The 19,169-nt window shown below is 33.7% G+C and carries 21 protein-coding genes; 9 read left to right on the top strand and 12 right to left on the bottom strand.

Annotated elements, in window-relative coordinates:
- Positions 1–108: 108 nt before the first annotated feature.
- The 4 genes from FLP_RS24305 to FLP_RS24290 all read right to left on the bottom strand — a co-directional run bounded on the left by FLP_RS24305 (position 109) and on the right by FLP_RS24290 (position 1,940).
- Positions 109–555 carry a VOC family protein gene (locus FLP_RS24305; RefSeq protein ID WP_065452085.1) on the bottom strand — a complete coding sequence of 149 codons (447 nt, stop codon included), beginning with the start codon at positions 553–555 and terminating at the stop codon, positions 109–111.
- A gap of 33 nt (positions 556–588) precedes the next feature.
- Entirely contained in the window at positions 589–1,026 is a 438-nt protein-coding gene (locus FLP_RS24300; protein WP_065452084.1) for an SRPBCC family protein, read from the bottom strand.
- A gap of 2 nt (positions 1,027–1,028) precedes the next feature.
- Positions 1,029–1,436: a VOC family protein gene (locus FLP_RS24295; RefSeq protein ID WP_065452083.1), complete on the bottom strand. Its 408-nt coding sequence runs from the start codon at positions 1,434–1,436 to the stop codon at positions 1,029–1,031.
- A gap of 99 nt (positions 1,437–1,535) precedes the next feature.
- Entirely contained in the window at positions 1,536–1,940 is a 405-nt protein-coding gene (locus FLP_RS24290; RefSeq protein WP_065452082.1) for an SRPBCC family protein, read from the bottom strand.
- 169 nt (positions 1,941–2,109) lie between these two features.
- On the opposite strand from FLP_RS24290, the gene FLP_RS24285 reads away from it, so the two are divergent.
- On the top strand, positions 2,110–3,072 hold the full coding sequence (locus tag FLP_RS24285) for a GlxA family transcriptional regulator (protein ID WP_065452081.1): 963 nt from the start codon (positions 2,110–2,112) through the stop codon (positions 3,070–3,072).
- A gap of 162 nt (positions 3,073–3,234) precedes the next feature.
- Here the strand turns inward: FLP_RS24285 and FLP_RS24280 are convergent, their stop codons facing one another.
- The 8 genes from FLP_RS24280 to FLP_RS24245 form a co-directional block, all read right to left on the bottom strand.
- Positions 3,235–3,900 carry a murein L,D-transpeptidase catalytic domain-containing protein gene (locus tag FLP_RS24280; protein ID WP_065452080.1) on the bottom strand — a complete coding sequence of 222 codons (666 nt, stop codon included), beginning with the start codon at positions 3,898–3,900 and terminating at the stop codon, positions 3,235–3,237.
- Positions 3,901–4,031: 131 nt separating this feature from the next.
- Entirely contained in the window at positions 4,032–5,264 is a 1,233-nt protein-coding gene (clpX, locus tag FLP_RS24275) for an ATP-dependent Clp protease ATP-binding subunit ClpX (RefSeq protein WP_065452079.1), read from the bottom strand.
- Positions 5,265–5,481: 217 nt separating this feature from the next.
- Positions 5,482–6,156 (bottom strand): ATP-dependent Clp endopeptidase proteolytic subunit ClpP, encoded by a 675-nt coding sequence (gene clpP, locus FLP_RS24270; RefSeq protein ID WP_065452078.1) that lies wholly within the window; start codon positions 6,154–6,156, stop codon positions 5,482–5,484.
- 373 nt (positions 6,157–6,529) lie between these two features.
- On the bottom strand, positions 6,530–7,852 hold the full coding sequence (locus FLP_RS24265) for a trigger factor (RefSeq protein ID WP_065452077.1): 1,323 nt from the start codon (positions 7,850–7,852) through the stop codon (positions 6,530–6,532).
- Between the two features lie 117 nt (positions 7,853–7,969).
- Positions 7,970–8,314 carry a phage holin family protein gene (locus tag FLP_RS24260; protein WP_065452076.1) on the bottom strand — a complete coding sequence of 115 codons (345 nt, stop codon included), beginning with the start codon at positions 8,312–8,314 and terminating at the stop codon, positions 7,970–7,972.
- Between the two features lie 95 nt (positions 8,315–8,409).
- The gene (locus FLP_RS24255) at positions 8,410–8,949 is read right to left on the bottom strand and encodes a hypothetical protein (protein WP_065452075.1); all 540 of its coding nucleotides are present in this window, start codon (positions 8,947–8,949) and stop codon (positions 8,410–8,412) included.
- A 28-nt stretch (positions 8,950–8,977) separates the two neighbouring features.
- Entirely contained in the window at positions 8,978–9,742 is a 765-nt protein-coding gene (locus tag FLP_RS24250; RefSeq protein ID WP_065452074.1) for an alpha/beta fold hydrolase, read from the bottom strand.
- A gap of 124 nt (positions 9,743–9,866) precedes the next feature.
- Positions 9,867–10,580, bottom strand: a complete 714-nt coding sequence (locus tag FLP_RS24245) for a pyridoxine 5'-phosphate synthase (protein ID WP_065452073.1) — start codon at positions 10,578–10,580, stop codon at positions 9,867–9,869.
- A 116-nt stretch (positions 10,581–10,696) separates the two neighbouring features.
- Between FLP_RS24245 and FLP_RS24240 the strand changes: the two genes are divergently transcribed.
- The 8 genes from FLP_RS24240 (at position 10,697) to murI (ending at position 19,168) form a co-directional block, all read left to right on the top strand.
- Complete coding sequence (locus FLP_RS24240; protein ID WP_065452072.1) at positions 10,697–11,356, top strand: CBS domain-containing protein; 660 nt, start codon at positions 10,697–10,699, stop codon at positions 11,354–11,356.
- 125 nt (positions 11,357–11,481) lie between these two features.
- Positions 11,482–12,369, top strand: coding sequence for an NAD kinase (locus FLP_RS24235; RefSeq protein WP_065452071.1), 888 nt, complete (start codon positions 11,482–11,484; stop codon positions 12,367–12,369).
- A 173-nt stretch (positions 12,370–12,542) separates the two neighbouring features.
- Positions 12,543–13,232 (top strand): type IX secretion system protein PorG, encoded by a 690-nt coding sequence (gene porG / locus FLP_RS24230; RefSeq protein ID WP_065452070.1) that lies wholly within the window; start codon positions 12,543–12,545, stop codon positions 13,230–13,232.
- Positions 13,233–13,236: 4 nt separating this feature from the next.
- The gene (locus FLP_RS24225) at positions 13,237–13,977 is read left to right on the top strand and encodes an undecaprenyl pyrophosphate synthase (protein ID WP_065452214.1); all 741 of its coding nucleotides are present in this window, start codon (positions 13,237–13,239) and stop codon (positions 13,975–13,977) included.
- Positions 13,910–16,657, top strand: coding sequence for a BamA/OMP85 family outer membrane protein (locus FLP_RS24220; protein ID WP_065452069.1), 2,748 nt, complete (start codon positions 13,910–13,912; stop codon positions 16,655–16,657). The genes FLP_RS24225 and FLP_RS24220 overlap by 68 nt, the downstream gene beginning before the upstream one ends.
- Positions 16,658–16,704: 47 nt before the next feature.
- Entirely contained in the window at positions 16,705–17,718 is a 1,014-nt protein-coding gene (locus FLP_RS24215) for an OmpH/Skp family outer membrane protein (protein WP_065452068.1), read from the top strand.
- A 15-nt stretch (positions 17,719–17,733) separates the two neighbouring features.
- The gene (locus FLP_RS24210) at positions 17,734–18,237 is read left to right on the top strand and encodes an OmpH/Skp family outer membrane protein (protein WP_174548800.1); all 504 of its coding nucleotides are present in this window, start codon (positions 17,734–17,736) and stop codon (positions 18,235–18,237) included.
- A gap of 154 nt (positions 18,238–18,391) precedes the next feature.
- Positions 18,392–19,168, top strand: coding sequence for a glutamate racemase (gene murI / locus FLP_RS24205; RefSeq protein WP_065452067.1), 777 nt, complete (start codon positions 18,392–18,394; stop codon positions 19,166–19,168).
- The last annotated feature ends 1 nt before the right edge of the window (position 19,169 follow it).

The raw sequence follows: 19,169 nt of genomic DNA, 5'->3' as shown, positions 1-19,169 counted from the left end.
ATAATACTTTACTATCGAAATAACGTAACAAGTTAGGCTTTTTTTCCGCGACGAATTCACGAATTAAGTAATTAAAACTCGCGAATTCGTGGCGAATTATCTTCTGAATTATTTCATAGGTTCTGATTCATCAAAGTTCACCATCCAGCTTACGCCGAATTTATCTTTGAACATTCCGAAATAAGCGCCCCAAAAAGTCTTATTCATTGGCATGTAAATAAGTCCGTCTGCCGAAAGTCCGTTGAAGATTCTATCTGCTTCTGCTGCGCTTTCAACATTTATAGACACTGAAAAATTTCCTCCAAAGACTACGTCTCCAGATTGGTCGTTGCTGTCACTTCCCATTAAAATAGTATTTCCAATGGGTAACGAAACATGCATTACTCTATCAGCATCTTTCTCTGATATTTCGGCACAACCGCCATCTTCACCTGGAGGCATGTCTTTAAATTTTCCGATATACGGAAATTCTCCTCCTAAAACTGATTTGTAAAACAAAAATGCCTCTTCGCAATTTCCGTTAAAAATTAAATAAGGGTTTACTGATGTTGCCATGATTACTTATGGTTTGTTTATTGAAATTGCAATTTAGTTTTCAGAAAGCTCCTTCACTATTTCCAAGCCTTTCGGGAAAACTCCTTTAAAATAATCGATATACTTTTCGACTGTATCAACCTGAGCGACTAAATCTATAAATTCGTCATCCGGAGTTAATCGATAGGTTTCCATTGCCCCGCTCCACTTTTTTGTTTCTTCGGTAATAGGCAACTCTTTAAAGTCTTTTATTTCACCTAAATGTTTAAAAGCCATATATTCATTTGGAATTTTAGTTTCGATAATACTATACATTCCTTCTCCATTTGGTGACATGAAATGCACTTTATCACCTTGATTCCAATCTGTTATTGTATATGATCCTTCACAAAAAACTCCTGTCCATTTTTTATAAGTTTCATCGTTCCATAAAACCGACCAGACTTTGTCTGCCGGTGCTTTAATTCTGATTTTAAATTCTAATGTTTCCATAATTATGATAATTTACTAAAATCCATAAATAAAACATTCCAACGATGGCCGTCTAAATCTGCAAAACCAAAGCCATACATCCAGCCTTGGCTTTCTGCCGGAGGGGAAAAAATGGTTCCGCCTGCTTCTTCGACTTTTTTTGCTAATTCATCAACTTCTGAAGCACTTTCGGCATCAATCGAAATTAAAACTTCTGAACTTGATTGTGTATCTGTCAGTTTGTTTTGAGAGAAACTGGCAAATAACGATTCTTCAAAAAGCATAACAACAAAATGAGAATCGCCTACCACCATACATGTTGAACTAGGCGTATCATGTTGCTCATTAAAAGAAAAACCGATTTTCCAGAAAAAATCTTTTGATTTTGCCACATCCTTAACTGGCAAATTCAGCCATATTTGTTTTGTCATAGTTTTTTGTTGTTTCTTGTTTTTATTGTTTTACCACAAAGACACTAAGTCACAAAGTTTTTTTTGCTAAACTTTGGACCTTTGGACCTCCAAAAAAAACTAATTTTGCTCTACATAACTTTTAAAATTATCCAGGATTGCATTCCAGCCTCCTTGTTGCATTTCGTCTGAATTTTGAGTTTCAGGGTCAAAGCTTTGTATAATTTCTACTCCGTCCGGGGTTTCTGTAAAAGTAATTTCGACTTTTCTTCCGTCTTCTAATACATATTCAATCGCTTTATTTTTTTCTACCAAAGTATATTCACCTCCAAGATCAAAACTCATGCTGCCATCTTTTGCTGCCATAGTCGATTTGAATTTTCCGCCTTCTCTTAAATCATTTTCCGCATAAGGTGTATGCCATTCTGCCGAAGCAAAACTCCAGTTCTTAATATGTTCAGGTTGCGTCCAAAATTCCCAAACTTTGTCTATCGATGCATTAATCGTATTTTGTACTGTTATCATTGTGTTTTTCTTAAATTTATACTAGTTAATACATAAACTTACAAAATTTATTAAACAAATTTAAAATATTACAGAAAGCTTTAACATACATAAAAAGCCAACTTTAGGGTCATTTAAGACAATTTAACTATTTTTGTATGTTATCATTTTTCTAAAAACAGAGATTATCATGAGCAAGAAAGTAGGTTTAATTGTACCGCACGACTATAAATTATTAAGCATAGCTGCGATTTTAGAAGTTTTTGAAACGGCCAATAAACTTTCTAAAGGAGATAAATATTTTGAAATTATGATATTTCAATCTTCAGAACAAATCAACGAAGAACGTTTGTTTGGTTACGAAGTGAAAGCTATAGAAGTTTCAGCCCAAGTTTTAGATCTAATTTTGATTCCTGCTTTTACCACAGACAATATGAGCGAAATGATCGCCAAGAACAAGAATTTTATTCCCTGGCTGAAAAAACAACATCAGTTCGGAGCCGAATTGGCGAGTTTTTGTACTGGCGCATTTTTGTTTGCGGCTTCAGGATTATTAAACGAAAAACTGGCTACAACTCATGTCGATGCTTGTAGTGCGTTTACAAAAGCTTTTCCGTTGGTAAAACTAAAAGCCGAAGAAACTCTAACGGCAGATGGCAGTTTATATACCAGCGGCGGCTCAACCTCAACCTTTCATTTATTGATTTTACTGGTTCAGAAATATTGCGGAAACGAAATTGCTGTTCAAATCGCCAAAATTTTCTCCATCGACTTAAACCGATACAAACAGAGCTATTTTAGTACTTTCAGGCCCAATCATTTGCACAACGATACTTTGGTTGCGATGTTGCAGCAAAAAATAGAAAGTCAGTATCACACCATCGAAAAACTGGAAGAAATCACCAAAGATATCCCCACAAGTGCCCGAAACATGACACGACGATTCAAACAAGTTACAGGAATTCCGCCTATTGAATATTTACAAAATATAAGAGTCGAAAGTTCTAAGAAATACTTGGAACAAACCCAGCTTACGATTTCGGAAATTATCGAAAAAACAGGGTATAATGATCCAAAGGCTTTCCGTAAAGTATTCTTTAAAATGGTGGGCATGAAACCCATAGAATATCGGGAAAAATTTAGAGTGCAGTAATTTTTTTCAGGAGCAGAAATTCGGTTTTCAAAAGACGTCCTGTCCTGCTCTCCACTATATCTTTTGCTGTGAACCCCACAGCAAAAGGATGTCGTTTCGATCAGGGCTATACGAGAACTTTTTATTTTTAGAAGACAATCAGGTTGGGAAGTTAAAACTACCTCAAGACTTAATAATCCACATCAGGACTTTTTTATTTTCTTTCAGGAGTTTATCAATTTCTTTCATATCTACATTAGAAACCGCGGGACAACCCCAGCCTTCCGGAGTTCCTTTGGGATATACTTCTTCGCTTGAAATGGCTTCCCAGGAATGCAATACTATCGCCCGGCTTCTGGCATGCGAATTTGTCTTTTCTTTTCCCTGCAAAACATAATTCACTTTTATCCCCCACTGACTCACTCCCCGGTCCAGAATAATAAATTTACCTATCGAAGAACAATGCGAATCGAACTCATTACTTATTGGTGCATTTTCTTTCGACATCGTCGCGCCCCAGCTATTATCGCCACAACCGTGACTTACCATATATGATTTTGTTATTTTATTCTTTTTAAAATCATACACAAAAAATCTCTTTAAACCGGAATGTATCCCTAAATCGATCAGGAAAAATGTATCCTGATTGAGATTATTGCGTTTGCAATATTGTTGTGCTTCTTTGTAATAAGTACTGTAATCAATGTCTTTGATTTCGCTACGAGGTTTTTCTTTAGAAGTAATTTCGACTGCTTTTTCGGGCTTAAAAACGCTTGCTTCTCGCTTTTCTGTCTTGTTTTTACAGGACAACATCAAAAACAAACTTATGATGAGGAATATTTTTTTCATAATGCCAATTTACATAAAAACTGAAACGAAAAGAGTGTGAAAAAAGCATAAAAAAAACCTACTCAAATAAAGGAGCAGGTTTTAGGTAAACTTTGTCAAAGTTTTGAACTTTGACAAAGTAATATCAAGATTTACGAAGCAATTTCCATACGCTTCAATAAATTTTTATTCAAAGTATGTTTTGCATAATCTTTATCGATTGTCAAAACTTTATCATCTGAACTTGGTAATTCGTACATCGCATCTGTTAAGATAGCTTCACATAGCGAACGCAATCCACGAGCTCCTAATTTGTATTCTAACGCTTTATCAACAATAAAATCTAATGCTTCATCTGAAATATTAAATTCAACATCATCCATTAAAAATAATTTTTGATATTGTTTGATTAAGGCATTTTTAGGTTGTGTCAAAATCGCACGTAAAGTTTCTCTGTCAAGAGGATCCATATGAGTTAAAACCGGCAAACGACCGATAATCTCCGGAATCAAACCAAAATCTTTAATATCTTTTGGAATAATATATTGCAATAAATTGTCTTTGTCGATGTTGTCTACGTTTTTAGAAGTAGAATATCCAACTGCCTGACGGTTTAAACGTTTCGAAATAATACGTTCCACTCCATCAAAAGCTCCACCGGCAATAAACAATATATTCTGCGTATTTACCTCAACAAATTTTTGATCCGGATGTTTACGTCCTCCTTTTGGTGGCACGTTAACAACAGTTCCTTCTAATAATTTCAATAAAGCTTGTTGCACACCTTCTCCAGAAACGTCACGAGTTATAGATGGATTATCGCTCTTACGGGCAATTTTATCAATTTCATCAATAAATACGATTCCTCTTTCTGCTTTGGTTACATCATAATCAGCCGCTTGTAATAGACGTGTCAAAATACTTTCGACATCTTCTCCTACATAACCTGCTTCTGTAAGTACAGTCGCATCAACAATAGCCAAAGGAACGTCTAACATTTTTGCGATAGTTTTGGCTACCAATGTTTTTCCGGTTCCGGTTTGACCTACCATAATGATGTTACTTTTTTCGATCTCTACTTCATCGTCTAATTGCTGTTGCATTAAACGTTTGTAGTGATTGTAAACAGCAACTGACATTACTTTTTTTGTCTGATCCTGACCAATAACATACTGATCTAAGAAAGCTCTGATTTCTTTTGGTTTCTTTAAAATTAAGTCGCCAACTAATTTCGCGCTTCCGCTTGATTTTAATTCTTCTAATACAATTCCGTGTGCTTGTTCAATACACTTATCACAGATATGTGCATTAATACCTGCAATCAATAAATTGGTTTCTGGCTTTTTTCTTCCACAAAACGAACATTCTAATACTACTTTAGCCATTCTTATTTAGTTACTAAGCGACAAAGTTACTAAGTTTTTGAGATTTATCACTAAAACCTCAAAAACTTAGCAACCTATTAACTTATATTTTTGTTTCAAGTTTTTAAAAAAGGTTTCAAGTTTCAGGTTTGCTTCGCCAGTTCGGCTTGCAGCCTCGGGTCAAGTTTGCTTTGTTAACTTGAAACCTAAAACTTGAAACAAATTTTTAACTAGAAAATTATCCTCTTCTCAATACTTCATCAATCATTCCGTATTCTTTTGCTTCGTCAGCTTTCATCCAGTAATCACGCTCACTGTCTTTGTGCACTCTTTCAAAAGATTGTCCTGAATGTTGAGAGATGATATTGTATAATTCATCTTTTAGTTTCAACATTTCACGTAAGTTGATTTCCATATCAGTTGCAACACCTTGTGCTCCTCCTGATGGCTGGTGAATCATTACTCTTGAATGTGGTAAAGCCGAACGTTTTCCTGCAGCTCCTGCACATAATAATACAGCGCCCATTGAGGCTGCCATACCTGTACAAATTGTCGCAACGTCTGGTTTGATGTATTGCATGGTGTCGTAAATTCCCAATCCTGCGTAAACGCTTCCTCCAGGAGAATTTAGATAAATTTGAATATCTTTTGATGCATCAGCACTTTCTAAAAATAATAACTGAGCCTGAACGATATTCGCGATTTGATCGTCGATACCAGTTCCTAAAAAGATAATCCTGTCCATCATTAATCTTGAAAAAACATCTAATTGAGAAACATTCAACTGACGCTCTTCGATAATGTATGGAGTCATGTTTGTTGGGTTCATCGCTGCTACGATTTTATCGTAATACATTGCGTTTACTCCTTGGTGCTTTGTAGCAAATTTTTTGAATTCTTTACCGTAGTTCATATTTTAAGTGTTCTAAGTTTTACGTAATATCTGTATATTCTTCCATCAAAGGTTATACCTCTTTATAAAGAATGTCAATTTGTCTTAGTTTTTTGTTTCAAGTTTAATTTTGTTTCAGGTTTCAAGTTTTTGAACTTGCTTCTTAAATAGCCCAGATAGCAGTGAAAAGCTTTTTGAATTCCGTTTTTTAGTTTTTTTATTCTTGTAAAGCGACTGAAAGAAGCTCTTGCAAGAATTTAAAAAACTTAAACGGAAGAAAAAACTTGTAACGAATAGCTGGATTAGCTTCTGAAAAGTAATCAAAAATAAATTAAAACAAAAGAGCGTCAGGAAAAAACTTCCCGACGCTCAAATATACTTATTGTTTTAGAAATTATTCTCCGTAAGACGCAGCGATAAATTCTTCGTAAGTTACTTCTTTAGTTGTTGGATTTGCTTTTTCTTTGAACACTTCCAATAATTTTTCAGCAACAACTTGCTCAGATAATCTTTTTACTTCTTCCTGGTTAGATAAAACTCTAGCCACGATTCCCTGAACTTCTTCGTCAGTTGGGTTTGTTTGACCAAATTGAGCCATTTGTTGTCTAATCGCGTTTGTTGTAAAAGCTTTCAAGTCTTCAAATGTAATTTGGATATTGCTTTGAGCCATTGCTTTTCCTTCGATTAATTGAAAACGTAAACCTTTTTCAGATCTTGCGTATTCAACTTCAGCTTCTTCTGCAGAAAGTTTTTTCTCTCCAACAGTTTGCAACCATTTTTTAAGGAATTCAGCCGGTAAATCAAATTTTGTACTTTCGATCAGGAAATCCTGAACGTCTAACAATAATTTTTGATCTGCTTGTTGTGCAAACTGCGCTTCAGCATCTTCTTTAATTTTAGCTTTCAAATCTTCTAAAGAAGCTACTTTTCCTTCACCAAAAAGCTTATCAAAAAGCTCTTGATTTAATTCAGCCAATTCAGCTCCGTTGATAGCCTCGATAGTAAAGTTTACTTCAACATCTAAACCGTGAACATCATCATGAGCTACTTTTAAGTAATCCATTAATTGGTGATCGTCTTCGAATAAACCTTTTGTACTTATTGTTACAACATCACCCACTTTTTTACCAATGAATTTATCTCCGGCAGCTTTGTTGAAAGTAGCTACAGAAATTGTAGTTGTATTGTTGATCCCTTTTTCTTCGTTAGCGAAAGTTCCGGTTAAATCAGAATCAGCTTCAACTTTATCTTGTGGAATTGCTTTTCCGAATTGTTTTTGGATACGCTCTACTTGTCCGTCGATTAATTTATCATCAGCAGTAACGATATATTTTACGATATTATTCTTTGCTTCTAAATCAATTTCGAAGTTAGGAACCAAACCAATTTCGTATTCGAAAGTTAGTTCTTCAGCATCCCAATCAAAGTTTTCGTTTTCTTTAGCAAGAGGAGTTCCTAAAAGATTTAATCTTTCAGATTGAACAAAACGCTCTAAAGCCAAATCTACTACTTTTTTAACTTCTTCCTGCTTAATTGCTTTTCCGTATTGTTTTTCAACAAGGTCTTTAGGAACTTGTCCTTTTCTAAAACCTTTTACGGTAGCCAATGGCATTTTTTCGTTTATTCTTTTTGCTACCTGACCTTTATAATCCATGTGAACAACGTTTAATACAATCGTTTCATTCACAGCGTCTATTGCTACTCTTTTAATATCCATCTTCTTCTTTAATTTACATAATAAAATTGGGTTGCAAAATTATAAAATTTTTGCAACCCAACCAAGTTTTTAATCTATTGTATTTGAAGCGGTTTTTAACTCGCTTAGATTTCGATTTTATTTATCGTCTCCTAATATTTTATAAGTAATAGACTGAAGGATAGATAGTATAACACTAAAGATCAATGCGGTCCAGAAGGAATCGACTGCAAAACCTCCTACAATATTGGTACATAACAAAATAATGATGGCATTAATTACCAATAAAAATAAACCTAAAGTTATAAATGTTACAGGCAATGTAAGGATAACTAATATTGGTTTTATAAAAAGATTTAATAATCCTAAAACAATTGCAACGATTACTGCCGTGCCAAAACTCGCAACATGTACGCCAGTTAAAAAATTAGCAATTAACAACACCAAGGCCGCAGTAACAAGGAGTCTAAGTAATATTTTCATATTTTTTGAATTTAAAATTTTAATAAAAGTAATAAAATTTTGCAACAGGCTTTGTTTGTCAGGCTACTTTTATGAATGACACGCTGAGATTATAATTAAATATGCTGATAAACAACTGACACATCACAATTTAGTTTCTCTTTAAATTCGCTTATAAAACTATCTTCAAATTCAGGCCAATTCCAAAATGTAAAACCCAAATCGCTAAAACCCCATTCTGGTGTAAACTTAAATTGATGAATATCTGCCGCAATATTACAGAAGGGGCAAATTAGATCATCATTTACCTCGTACCAATTATAAAAAAAATCCCAATCTTCTTTTGCAATATCTTTTTTGCAATTAGGACAAATACATTCTTCTATTCCCGTTTCGCCTGTATCAAATATTTGTCGGGAAGTTATAACATCAAGTCCATTCGAAATAAGAAAATAAGGAAGTTCGTCAGGAAAGGAAACAATTTGTCTTGCGCCATCAGAAATCGCATAACCTTTATCAGCACTTAAAATACAGTTTGAAAGTTCAGGCTTAACAATATCTTTTGATATTAACCATTGTAAAATTTCTTTTGCTTTAGCTTCATTACCATGATAAGCTGATTTTCTGCAAACTATAGATATACTATGATCACTCATTTCCTTTTTCTTGAACTTTATAAAACTATTACTCTTTTAAAAATTCTGTTGTTAATTCGAAAAACAATTTAGGATTTTCGGCGTGAAGCCAATGTCCTGCATTTGGAATTGTTTCGAATTTAACGTTTGGAAATTGCTGACGTATAGCGTCAAAATCAGCATCCTGAATATATCCGGAATTTCCTCCACGAATAAACAAGGTTGGTTTATCGAAAACCAAATTCTCATTTAAAGCTTTCCCGATAGCATCCAGATTATTATTGAAAGCGGTTAGATTAAATCGAAAAGCCAATTGTCCCGGTTCCTGCCAATATAAATTTTTCAACAAAAACTGGCGCGTTACAAAATCGGCAACATATTCTGATAAAGTTGCTTCGACATCATTACGGCTGGGTTTTACAGAAAAGTCAACAGCATTTAAACCTGCCAAAATATCCTGATGGTGTTGTTTGTAAAATCTTGGACCAATATCGGCCACAATTAGTTTATCTACAATTTCAGGATGTGTGGTAGCAAAAAGCATGGCTACTTTTCCGCCCATCGAATGACCTAAAATATCGATTTTAGTCAATTGATTTGCCTGGCAATATTCAAATACGTCCTGCACCATGGCTTCATAACTCCATTCGTCTGAATGAAAACTACGACCGTGATTTCTTAAATCTAAAATATGAACCTGAAATCCGGCTTCTACATATTGTCCTGCCAAGGTTTTCCAGTTATCAGACATTCCTAAAAATCCGTGCATGATGACAAATGGTTTTCCTTCGCCTTCTATTTTTGAGTATAACATTTTTTATTATTTTTTATTGAAAAACTTATTCCACAAAGGTTTTACACAAAGAAGCACAAAATTTTCTTTGAGAATCTCTGTGTGTATTTTTTATGTATCTCTGAGAAATAGCTCTTTATAAACCTTACTTCAATTTATTCAAATACATATTCACTACATTATCCAATCCAAGATAAAGGGCTTCTGCAATTAAAGCGTGACCAATAGAAACTTCTAATAAACCTGGAATATTTTGTTTGAAGAACTGAATATTATCTAAACTTAAATCGTGTCCGGCATTAATTCCTAAATCTAATTCGTTGGCCAATTCTGCAGCTTTCACGTAAGGGTCAATTCCGTTTTTGTTTCCTAAGTCATATTGATGTGCAAAAGCTTCGGTATACAATTCGATACGATCAGTTCCTGTTTTTTTTGCTCCTTCGATAATATCCAAAACAGGATCAACAAAAATAGACGTTCTGATTCCGTTACGCTGAAATTCCTGAATCACTTCGGTCAAATACGATTGATTTTTTATTGTATCCCAGCCTGCAGAAGATGTAATTGCTCCAATGGCATCCGGAACCAATGTTACTTGCGTTGGTTTGCATTCTAAAACTAAATCGATAAAATTATGCTGTGGATTTCCTTCGATATTATATTCAGTATGAACGATTGCTTTTAAATCGCGTGCATCCTGATAACGAATATGGCGCTCATCCGGACGTGGATGAATTGTAATTCCCTGGGCTCCGAATTTCTGAATATCAGTGGCCACTTTTAGTAAATCAGGAACATTTCCTCCTCGTGCATTTCGAAGGGTTGCAATTTTATTGATATTTACACTTAACTTTGTCATATAAATAGATAATTAATTCTAGTAACACTATATTTGTTACGACAAAAATACAAAGTAAAACGTAGCAGTTTTTGCTATTTTTTGATTATTTTGCATCAAATATCCTTAACAGATTTATGACAGAAATTACAAACTATATCACCAATGATTTCAGAGCGATAGATAGTCAGGAAACGATAGCCTCGGTTCAGGACTTTTTTGCTGATTTGAATTTTTCGCATTTTCCGGTTTTGGAAAATGGAATTTTCATTGGAAGTATCGCTGCTGATGATGTTGAAACTTTTGACACAGATAAAAAAGTTATTGATTACAAATACACTCTGGAACGATTTTTTGCCCGAAAATCAATGATGTGGCTCGATGTTTTAGAAGTTTTTGCAAAGAATCATACTAATGTAGTATCGGTTCTTGATGAAAATAATACCTACATTGGATATTATGAAATGGAAGATATCATGAAGTTTTTTCAGGAAACTCCATTTTTAAAAGAACAAGGAGGCATCATTATCGTTCAAAAAGGACTTTTAGATTACTCTATGGGTCAGGTAACTCAAATTGTAGAAAGCAACAATGGTAAAATCCTGGGCTGCTTTGTATCTGAAGCCGATCTCGAAAACGTACAGATTACCATAAAAATTGGCGTTGGCCCAATGAATGAAATTATTCAGACCTATAGAAGATATGGTTATGAAATTATTTCAGAACATCAGGAGGATGCTTATATTAATAGCCTGAAAGAACGCTCAGATTACTTAGACAAGTACCTTAACATATAGCATAATTTAGAAAATGTGCCAATAAGAAAATTAGATCATTAATTTGTCTGATTTTCTAATGGTTAAATTTTCCAATTTACTCATTTACCACATTATCTAATTGACTCATTATCTAATTACAAAGAATGAAAGTAGCCATTTACGGACAGTATTATCAAAATAGTACCGAACCTATTATTAAAGATATCTTTATATTTTTCAATACCAATAATGTCGAAATGGTAATTGAAGAAAACTTTCTGAAAATGCTTTACGAAAAACAACTTATTAAAAAAGAATACAAAACTTTTTCGGCAAGTACTTCTTTAGATAATAGTTTTGAAATGCTGATTAGTATTGGCGGCGACGGAACTATTTTAAGAGCCGCAACTTTAGTTCGTAATTCTGGTGTTCCAATATTAGGAATAAATGCAGGCCGATTAGGATTTCTGGCAACTGTACCTAAAGAAAGTATTGATAATTTTCTTCAATTTGTAATTGATAAAAACTACACTATTTCTAACAGAACTTTACTTAGTTTAACTTGTGAACCAAAAAACGATGCAATCGAAGAGAATCTGAATTTTGCCATGAATGAAGTGACTGTGAGCCGAAAAGATACCACATCGATGATTACGGTTGATACTTATTTAAATGATGAATATTTAAACTCATATTGGGCAGATGGTCTTATCATTTCTACTCCTACCGGTTCTACCGGATATTCGTTAAGTTGTGGAGGACCAATTTTAACTCCAAATGTCGAAAGTTTAGTCATTACACCAATTGCTCCACATAATTTAAACGCCAGACCTCTTGTAATACCCGATAATACAGAGATCAAACTTCGTGTTTCAGGAAGAGAAGACCAATATTTAGTTTCATTAGATTCCAGAATTGCTTCGGTAAAAAACGAATCAGTTTTAACAATTTGCAAAACAAACTTTAAAATAAATATGATCGAAATTCCAGGTGAAACTTTCTTAAAAACCTTAAGAAATAAATTACTTTGGGGAGAAGATAAGAGAAATTAAGACCTTTTCTAATTTCCCACTATACGATAATACCACATTTTGCCGTTCTGCATGTATCGAATCATCATTAAATGTCTCAAAATCATATTGTAAATTTAAAAAAAAGCACATTTAACTAAAGGAACGTTGATTCGTATCGATAATTATTATATTTGCACGCAATTTTGAATTAAATGAAGAAAATTTTTAATTTATTGTTATGTTTTTTCCCCTTTATTACACTAAATGCTCAAATCAATGAGATTGGTGTTTTTGTTGGTGGAAGCAACTTTGTTGGTGACGTAGGAAGCACTACTTATATTGCACCTGAAAAACTGGCTATTGGTATTTTGTATAAATGGAACAAAAGTCCGCGCCATGCGTATCGTTTTTCCTATACGCAATCTACAGTAGCGGGAAATGATCTTGACTCAAAAGAAACAGGACGAAACATGAGAGGGTATAGTTTCGAAAATAAAGTAAAAGAACTAGCTGCAGGACTGGAATTTAATTTTTTCGATTTTAATCTTCATGATTATCATACAAAAGTGACTCCTTATATATATTCGGGATTAAGTTTTTTTATGTATGATCAGTTATATCGCAACATAGCAAATCCAAATGTGATGCAAAAGCAAAGCGGAAATTCACTTGCTATACCTATTATATTAGGGATAAAATCGAATATAGCACCGCACTGGGTTTTAGGCGCCGAAGTTGGAGCCCGTTATACTTTTACAGATAATATTGACGGAAGTAACCCCAATACAAACAGTGCAAACGTACTAAAATTTGGAAATTTAAATAATAATGACTGGTATGTGTTTTCAGGTATCACTTTAACTTATACCTTTGGACAAAAACCTTGCTATTGCGCATATTAATAAAATGAATTTACTAGACTCTATAGATCAGACAAACTTACCCAAACATTTGGCCATAATTATGGACGGAAATGGCCGTTGGGCAAAACAACAAGGTTTTTTAAGAGCATTTGGTCACGAAAACGGAACAAAATCTGTAAAAAAAACAATTACAACTTGCGCCAAACTTGGTATTGAATATTTAACGCTATATGCTTTTTCTACAGAAAATTGGAATCGTCCTAAACTAGAAGTAGACGCATTAATGAAAATATTAATCAATTCATTAAAAAAAGAGCTTGTTACTTTACAGGAAAACAACATCAAACTTAATGCAATTGGCAATATTGATAAATTACCAAAATCAGCTCAAAAAGAGCTATTAGATGTAATTGACAAAACAAAAAATAATACACGTCTTACTCTAACCCTGGCTTTAAGTTACGGATCAAGAGAAGAATTGGTAAATGCTGTGAGAATCATCAGTGATAAAGTTAAAAATAATATAATTTCAATAGACGCTATTGACGATTCAATTATAAATGAGCATCTTTACACGCAAAATTTACCTGACGTAGATTTATTAATACGAACAAGTGGAGAACATAGAATAAGTAATTTTTTGTTGTGGCAAATAGCCTACGCAGAATTGTATTTTACTAACGTCTTGTGGCCAGACTTTAAAGATCAAGATTTATATGAGGCTATTATTAGTTATCAAAAAAGAGAACGTAGATTTGGAAAAACCAGTGAACAAATTAAATAATATTTTAGTGTTACAAAAAAGAGTACAAATAGTCCTTACCCTATTACTTTTGGGTAGTTTTTCACAAATTAAAGCACAAGATAGAGTTCCTTTTGATCAGGGAAAAAAATATATTCTTGCTAAAGTTTCTGTTGTTGGTAAAATAAGCTTCAATGAACAAACTGTTGTTACCTTTTCAGGCCTTCAAAAAGGTCAGGAAATAGCCGTACCTGGTGAAGAAATCAGTGGCGCAATTAAAAAATTAGGAAAACTTGGCCTATTTGATGAAATTGCATTTTATGTAAATAAAATCGAAAATGACAGTATTTATTTAGACCTTAACATTGTTGAGCTTCCTAAACTAAATGAAGTAAAATTCGTTGGTGTCAAGAAAAGTAAAGTCGAAGGACTAATTAAGGACAATAATTTGACCAAAAATAAAATTGTCAACGAAAACTTAATTACGACAACCAAAAATTATATAGAAAACAAGTACAAAAAAGACGGATTCTATAACACTAAAGTTACCATTACGAATACTCTTGATACCGTTAATGGTCATCACGTAAACATGCTCGTTAGGGTAGATAAAGGTGACAAAGTAAAAATCAGCAGTATCGATTTCATTGGAAACAAACAACTTACCAGCTCACAATTGAGAGCTGCAATGAAAGATACAAAGCAAAAAAATATACTTCGTATTTTAAAATCTTCAAAGTTTATTCCTGAAAAATACAAAACCGACTTAGAAAAAGTTGTCGCTACGTATAAAGAAAAAGGATATCGTGATGCACGTATTATTTATGATTCTGTTACTTATAACAAGAAGAAAAATATGCTTGCCATCAAAATAAAGATGGAAGAAGGAAACAAATATTACTTTGGTAATATTAAATTCCTTGGAAATACTGTTTATCCCGATCAATTATTGAGCCGCTATTTAGGAATTAAAAAAGGAGAAACGTATAACGGAGTTTTACTTGAAAAACGTATCGCCGACAAAACAAAACCTGATGCAGAAGATATTACGAACTTATACCAAAACAATGGTTATTTGTTCTCAAATATCAATGCCGTAGAGGTAAAAACAGTAAACGATACTATCGATTTTGAAATTAGAGTTACAGAAGGGCCTATTGCTTATTTTAATAAAATATCTGTAGTAGGAAACGACAAAACAAATGACCACGTTATTTACCGTGAGCTTAGAACTAAGCCAGGTGAAAAATACAGTAAAGAACAATTGGTGAGAACTATTCGTGAGATTGGACAATTAGGATTTTTTGACCCTGAAGCAATTGACCCAAAATTCAAGAATGTTGATGCCAGTGCAGGAACTGTTGATATTGAATATCATGTTGTAGAAAAAGGATCCAGCCAGGTTGAACTTCAGGGAGGTTATGGTGGTGGAGGTTTCATTGGAACCTTAGGATTATCTTTTAACAACTTCTCTGCCAGAAATATATTTAACAAAGAGTCTTACAAGCCATTACCAATGGGAGATGGACAAAAAGTATCGCTTCGTTTACAAGGAAGTACTTATTTCCAGACCTATAGTATCTCTTTCTCAGAACCATGGTTTGGAGGTAAAAAACCAGTACAATTTAGTTCATCTATATCGTATAGTAAACAATTCTTAAACAATTATGCGACAAGAAGTGTAGATAAAAGCAAAAGCTTTAACATCTTAACATTACAAGTAGGTTTAGCTAAACGTCTTACAGTTCCGGATGATTACTTCGTATTATCACAATCTGTGAGTTACCAACACTATGACTTAAATAATTACAACACAGGATTATTTACATTTGGTAACGGAGCGTCAAGAAACTTAGCTTATACAATTGGACTTTCAAGAAGTAATAAAGGTCTTAACCCGATATTCCCAACTTACGGTTCAGACTTTAGTATTTCTGCAAAAGTAACACCTCCTTATTCATTATTTAATGGTATTGATTATGGGAATTTACAAAACGAAAAAGAATACAAATCACAATATACAGGATCGCCAACTTCAGGTGTCGACGGGCAGCCTCTTAACACAGGTGATTACGTAAAAACAGAAACAGTAAACGGACAATCAGGAATTGTAAGTGTTGGATCTGATTTTGCAAGTGCTGATACTGATCAGGGAAAAGTCGATCAAAAGAAATACAACTGGTTAGAGTATTATAAAATTAAATTTAAAGCAGATTGGTATACTAAACTATATGGTAAATTAGTTCTTAGAACATTAACGGAGTTTGGTTTCTTAGGGGCTTATGATCAAACAAGAGGTGTTGTACCGTTTGAACGTTTCTATTTAGGAGGAGACGGAATGCAGAGTTACTCAATGGATGGTCGAGAAACTATCGGATTAAGAGGTTATGAAAATAACTCATTGACTCCTGTAAATGCAAACAATGAGCAAATTGGAGCAACGATCTATAACAAATTCTCTATGGAGCTACGTTATCCAATTACATTAAAATCATCTGCGTCGATCTATGCGTTGGCCTTTTTAGAAGCTGGTTCATCATACCCTACTTTTAAAGCTTACAACCCATTTGACCTTTATCGTTCTGCTGGTGTTGGTTTACGTGTATTCATGCCTGCTTTTGGATTATTAGGTATTGACTGGGGTTATGGTTTTGATCCTCAACCGGGAGAAACTAAAGCACATGGTAAAGAAATTCACTTTATTATTGGACAACAGTTTTAGTAGAAATTTTAGTACATTTGTTTGAAATTTTCAAATAGACTAATATCATGAGAAAACAATTTTTATTTATATTTTTAGCTGTGATTGTAGCACATACAAGTCAGGCTCAGACGAGAACGACAAGGATTGGCTATATCGACATGGAATATATTCTAGAAAATGTTTCAGATTATAAAGAAGCTAAAGCTCAGTTAGAGTTAAAAGCCCAAAAGTGGAAACAAGATATAGAAGCTAAAAAACTAGACATTAATAAACTTAAAGAAGGGCTTAAAGCAGAGAGAGCTTTGCTTACCAAGGAACTTATTGATGAAAGGGAAACAGAAATTAAATTTCTGGAAGATGAAATGCTGACGTATCAAGAGAAGCAATTTGGAGCTAACGGAAACTTGATCCATCAAAAAGCATCATTGGCAAAACCTATACAAGATCAGGTTTTTACAGCAGTTCAAGATATAGCCGAAGCTAAAAATTACGATTTTGTCTTTGATAAATCATCAGATTTAACCATGCTTTTTAGTAATAAAAGATTTGATATTAGCGATCAGGTTATACGTGTTTTGAATAGAACTGATAAGCGTGAGCAATTGACCAAAAAACAATTGAAAGACCAGGAAGCTAAAGAAAAAATCGAAAATGCTATTGATGAAAATCCGGCAATGCAGGACAGACAAAAAGTATTAGATGAAAAAAGAGCTGCCAGAGAAAAATTAATTGAAGACAGACGTTTAGAGCAGGAAGCTAAGAAAAAAGAATACGACGATCGAAGAAAAGCAATTGCAGCTGAAAGAGAAGCCAAAAAAAATGGCACGGTTTCTGAACCAGCTAAAACAGAAGCAACCAAAACTGCTACTGACGCAACAACAGCAAAACCTGCCACAACAACAGGGACTGCACCAACAACTACAGTACCCGCAGTTGACAAAGCAGCAGAAAGACAAAAACTTTACGAAGAACGTAAGAAAGAATTAGAAGAAAGAAGGAAGAAAATTTTAGAAGAACGAGAAGCGGCTAAAAAAGCAAAAGAAGCCGAAACACAAAAATCAAATACGACCAATAATTAATTAATATTTTTAAAAATGATGAAACAAATCAAAACTTTACTAATTGCTGCGATACTAATTTTAGGAGCAAGTAACACAATGAACGCACAGGCTAAGGTAGCTCATGTTGATGTTAGCGAGATTATGTCGAAAATGCCTGCAATGCTGGATGCACAAAACCAATTACAAAAATTAAGTGGTACATACGATGCAGAATACAAAAAAATGGTTGACGAATACCAAGTAAAAATCAAAAAGTACGAAGGTGAAGCTGCAACTGTAACTGAAGCTGTAAACACAGAGCGCTCTAAAGAAGTTCAGGACATGCAAAAAAGAATTGTTGACTACAGAGACAACGCTCAAAAAGAATTACAACAAAAAGAAACTGACATCGTAAAACCATTAATGGAAAAAGTTAGAGCTTCTATCCAAAAAGTTGGAAAAGCTAAAGGTTTCCAATATGTATTAGATGGTTCTACTCTTTTATTATCTGATGGTCCAAACTTGACTGCTGATGTAAAAAAAGATTTAGGATTCTAAAAAACAGATTCCTTAAAATAAAAAAACTGCTTAAACCTGTAATGGATTTAAGCAGTTTTTTTTTACATTTAATTAAAACTAAGAAACAATAATATTCGAACATTTCACGTAAATTGGGATACTAATTTATTTCAAAAAACACTAAATTTGTATCATGACGAATAACAATCCTATAGGCATTTTTGATTCCGGTATTGGAGGAACTTCCATCTGGAGTGCCATTCACCACTTACTTCCAAACGAAAAAACGATTTATTTAGCTGATAGTAAAAATGCTCCTTATGGTCAAAGAACAAAAGAAGAGATTGTAGCACTTAGCAAAAAAAATGTTGATTTTTTACTTGAAATGAATTGCAAACTTATTGTAGTAGCATGCAATACCGCGACAACAAATGCTATAGTAGAACTTCGTGCAGATTATGATATCCCATTTATAGGAATTGAACCGGCAATAAAGCCCGCTGCCAATAACTCAAAAACGCAAGTAATTGGCATTTTAGCCACTAAAGGAACCTTGAACAGTGAGCTATTCAATAAAACAGCAGAAATGTTTCAGAACACTAAAATAATTGAACAAGTAGGCTACGGACTTGTGCAGCTTATTGAAGACGGCAATTTAAATTCCCCGGAAATGACTCAATTATTAGAATCATATCTAAAACCTATGATCGATGCTAATATTGATTATCTTGTTTTGGGATGCAGCCATTACCCCTATCTAATTCCTCAAATAAAAAAAATCCTGCCAGAGCATATTCAGATTATTGATTCCGGAGAAGCTGTGGCAAGACAAACTCAAAATATTTTGCGTGAGAGAGTTGGTTTTACTGACAATCAAAAAAGTGAGCCAGTATTTTTTGTCAACTCAAATCCAGAAGTTTTAAAATCAATTTTAGAATATAAATATCCTGTGATTCAAAAAGACTTTTAGT

Source organism: Flavobacterium piscis (genome assembly GCF_001686925.1).
GTDB classification, from domain to species: Bacteria; Bacteroidota; Bacteroidia; order Flavobacteriales; family Flavobacteriaceae; genus Flavobacterium; species Flavobacterium piscis.
This window is presented reverse-complemented; position numbering and strand designations above follow the sequence as displayed.

Bases quoted from the DNA above. Each gene is read 5' to 3' on its own strand.
- FLP_RS24245 (WP_065452073.1), bottom strand. From the start codon at position 10,580: ATGACAAAGTTAAGTGTAAATATCAATAAAATTGCAACCCTTCGAAAT.
- FLP_RS24265 (WP_065452077.1), bottom strand. From the start codon at position 7,852: ATGGATATTAAAAGAGTAGCAATAGACGCTGTGAATGAAACGATTGTA.
- FLP_RS24235 (WP_065452071.1), top strand. From the start codon at position 11,482: ATGAAAGTAGCCATTTACGGACAGTATTATCAAAATAGTACCGAACCT.
- clpP (WP_065452078.1), bottom strand. From the start codon at position 6,156: ATGAACTACGGTAAAGAATTCAAAAAATTTGCTACAAAGCACCAAGGA.
- FLP_RS24285 (WP_065452081.1), top strand. From the start codon at position 2,110: ATGAGCAAGAAAGTAGGTTTAATTGTACCGCACGACTATAAATTATTA.
- clpX (WP_065452079.1), bottom strand. From the start codon at position 5,264: ATGGCTAAAGTAGTATTAGAATGTTCGTTTTGTGGAAGAAAAAAGCCA.
- FLP_RS24290 (WP_065452082.1), bottom strand. From the start codon at position 1,940: ATGATAACAGTACAAAATACGATTAATGCATCGATAGACAAAGTTTGG.
- FLP_RS24220 (WP_065452069.1), top strand. From the start codon at position 13,910: ATGAGGCTATTATTAGTTATCAAAAAAGAGAACGTAGATTTGGAAAAA.
- FLP_RS24225 (WP_065452214.1), top strand. From the start codon at position 13,237: ATGAATTTACTAGACTCTATAGATCAGACAAACTTACCCAAACATTTG.
- FLP_RS24305 (WP_065452085.1), bottom strand. From the start codon at position 555: ATGGCAACATCAGTAAACCCTTATTTAATTTTTAACGGAAATTGCGAA.
- FLP_RS24210 (WP_174548800.1), top strand. From the start codon at position 17,734: ATGATGAAACAAATCAAAACTTTACTAATTGCTGCGATACTAATTTTA.
- FLP_RS24260 (WP_065452076.1), bottom strand. From the start codon at position 8,314: ATGAAAATATTACTTAGACTCCTTGTTACTGCGGCCTTGGTGTTGTTA.
- FLP_RS24250 (WP_065452074.1), bottom strand. From the start codon at position 9,742: ATGTTATACTCAAAAATAGAAGGCGAAGGAAAACCATTTGTCATCATG.
- FLP_RS24240 (WP_065452072.1), top strand. From the start codon at position 10,697: ATGACAGAAATTACAAACTATATCACCAATGATTTCAGAGCGATAGAT.
- porG (WP_065452070.1), top strand. From the start codon at position 12,543: ATGAAGAAAATTTTTAATTTATTGTTATGTTTTTTCCCCTTTATTACA.
- FLP_RS24280 (WP_065452080.1), bottom strand. From the start codon at position 3,900: ATGAAAAAAATATTCCTCATCATAAGTTTGTTTTTGATGTTGTCCTGT.
- FLP_RS24300 (WP_065452084.1), bottom strand. From the start codon at position 1,026: ATGGAAACATTAGAATTTAAAATCAGAATTAAAGCACCGGCAGACAAA.
- FLP_RS24295 (WP_065452083.1), bottom strand. From the start codon at position 1,436: ATGACAAAACAAATATGGCTGAATTTGCCAGTTAAGGATGTGGCAAAA.
- murI (WP_065452067.1), top strand. From the start codon at position 18,392: ATGACGAATAACAATCCTATAGGCATTTTTGATTCCGGTATTGGAGGA.
- FLP_RS24215 (WP_065452068.1), top strand. From the start codon at position 16,705: ATGAGAAAACAATTTTTATTTATATTTTTAGCTGTGATTGTAGCACAT.
- FLP_RS24255 (WP_065452075.1), bottom strand. From the start codon at position 8,949: ATGAGTGATCATAGTATATCTATAGTTTGCAGAAAATCAGCTTATCAT.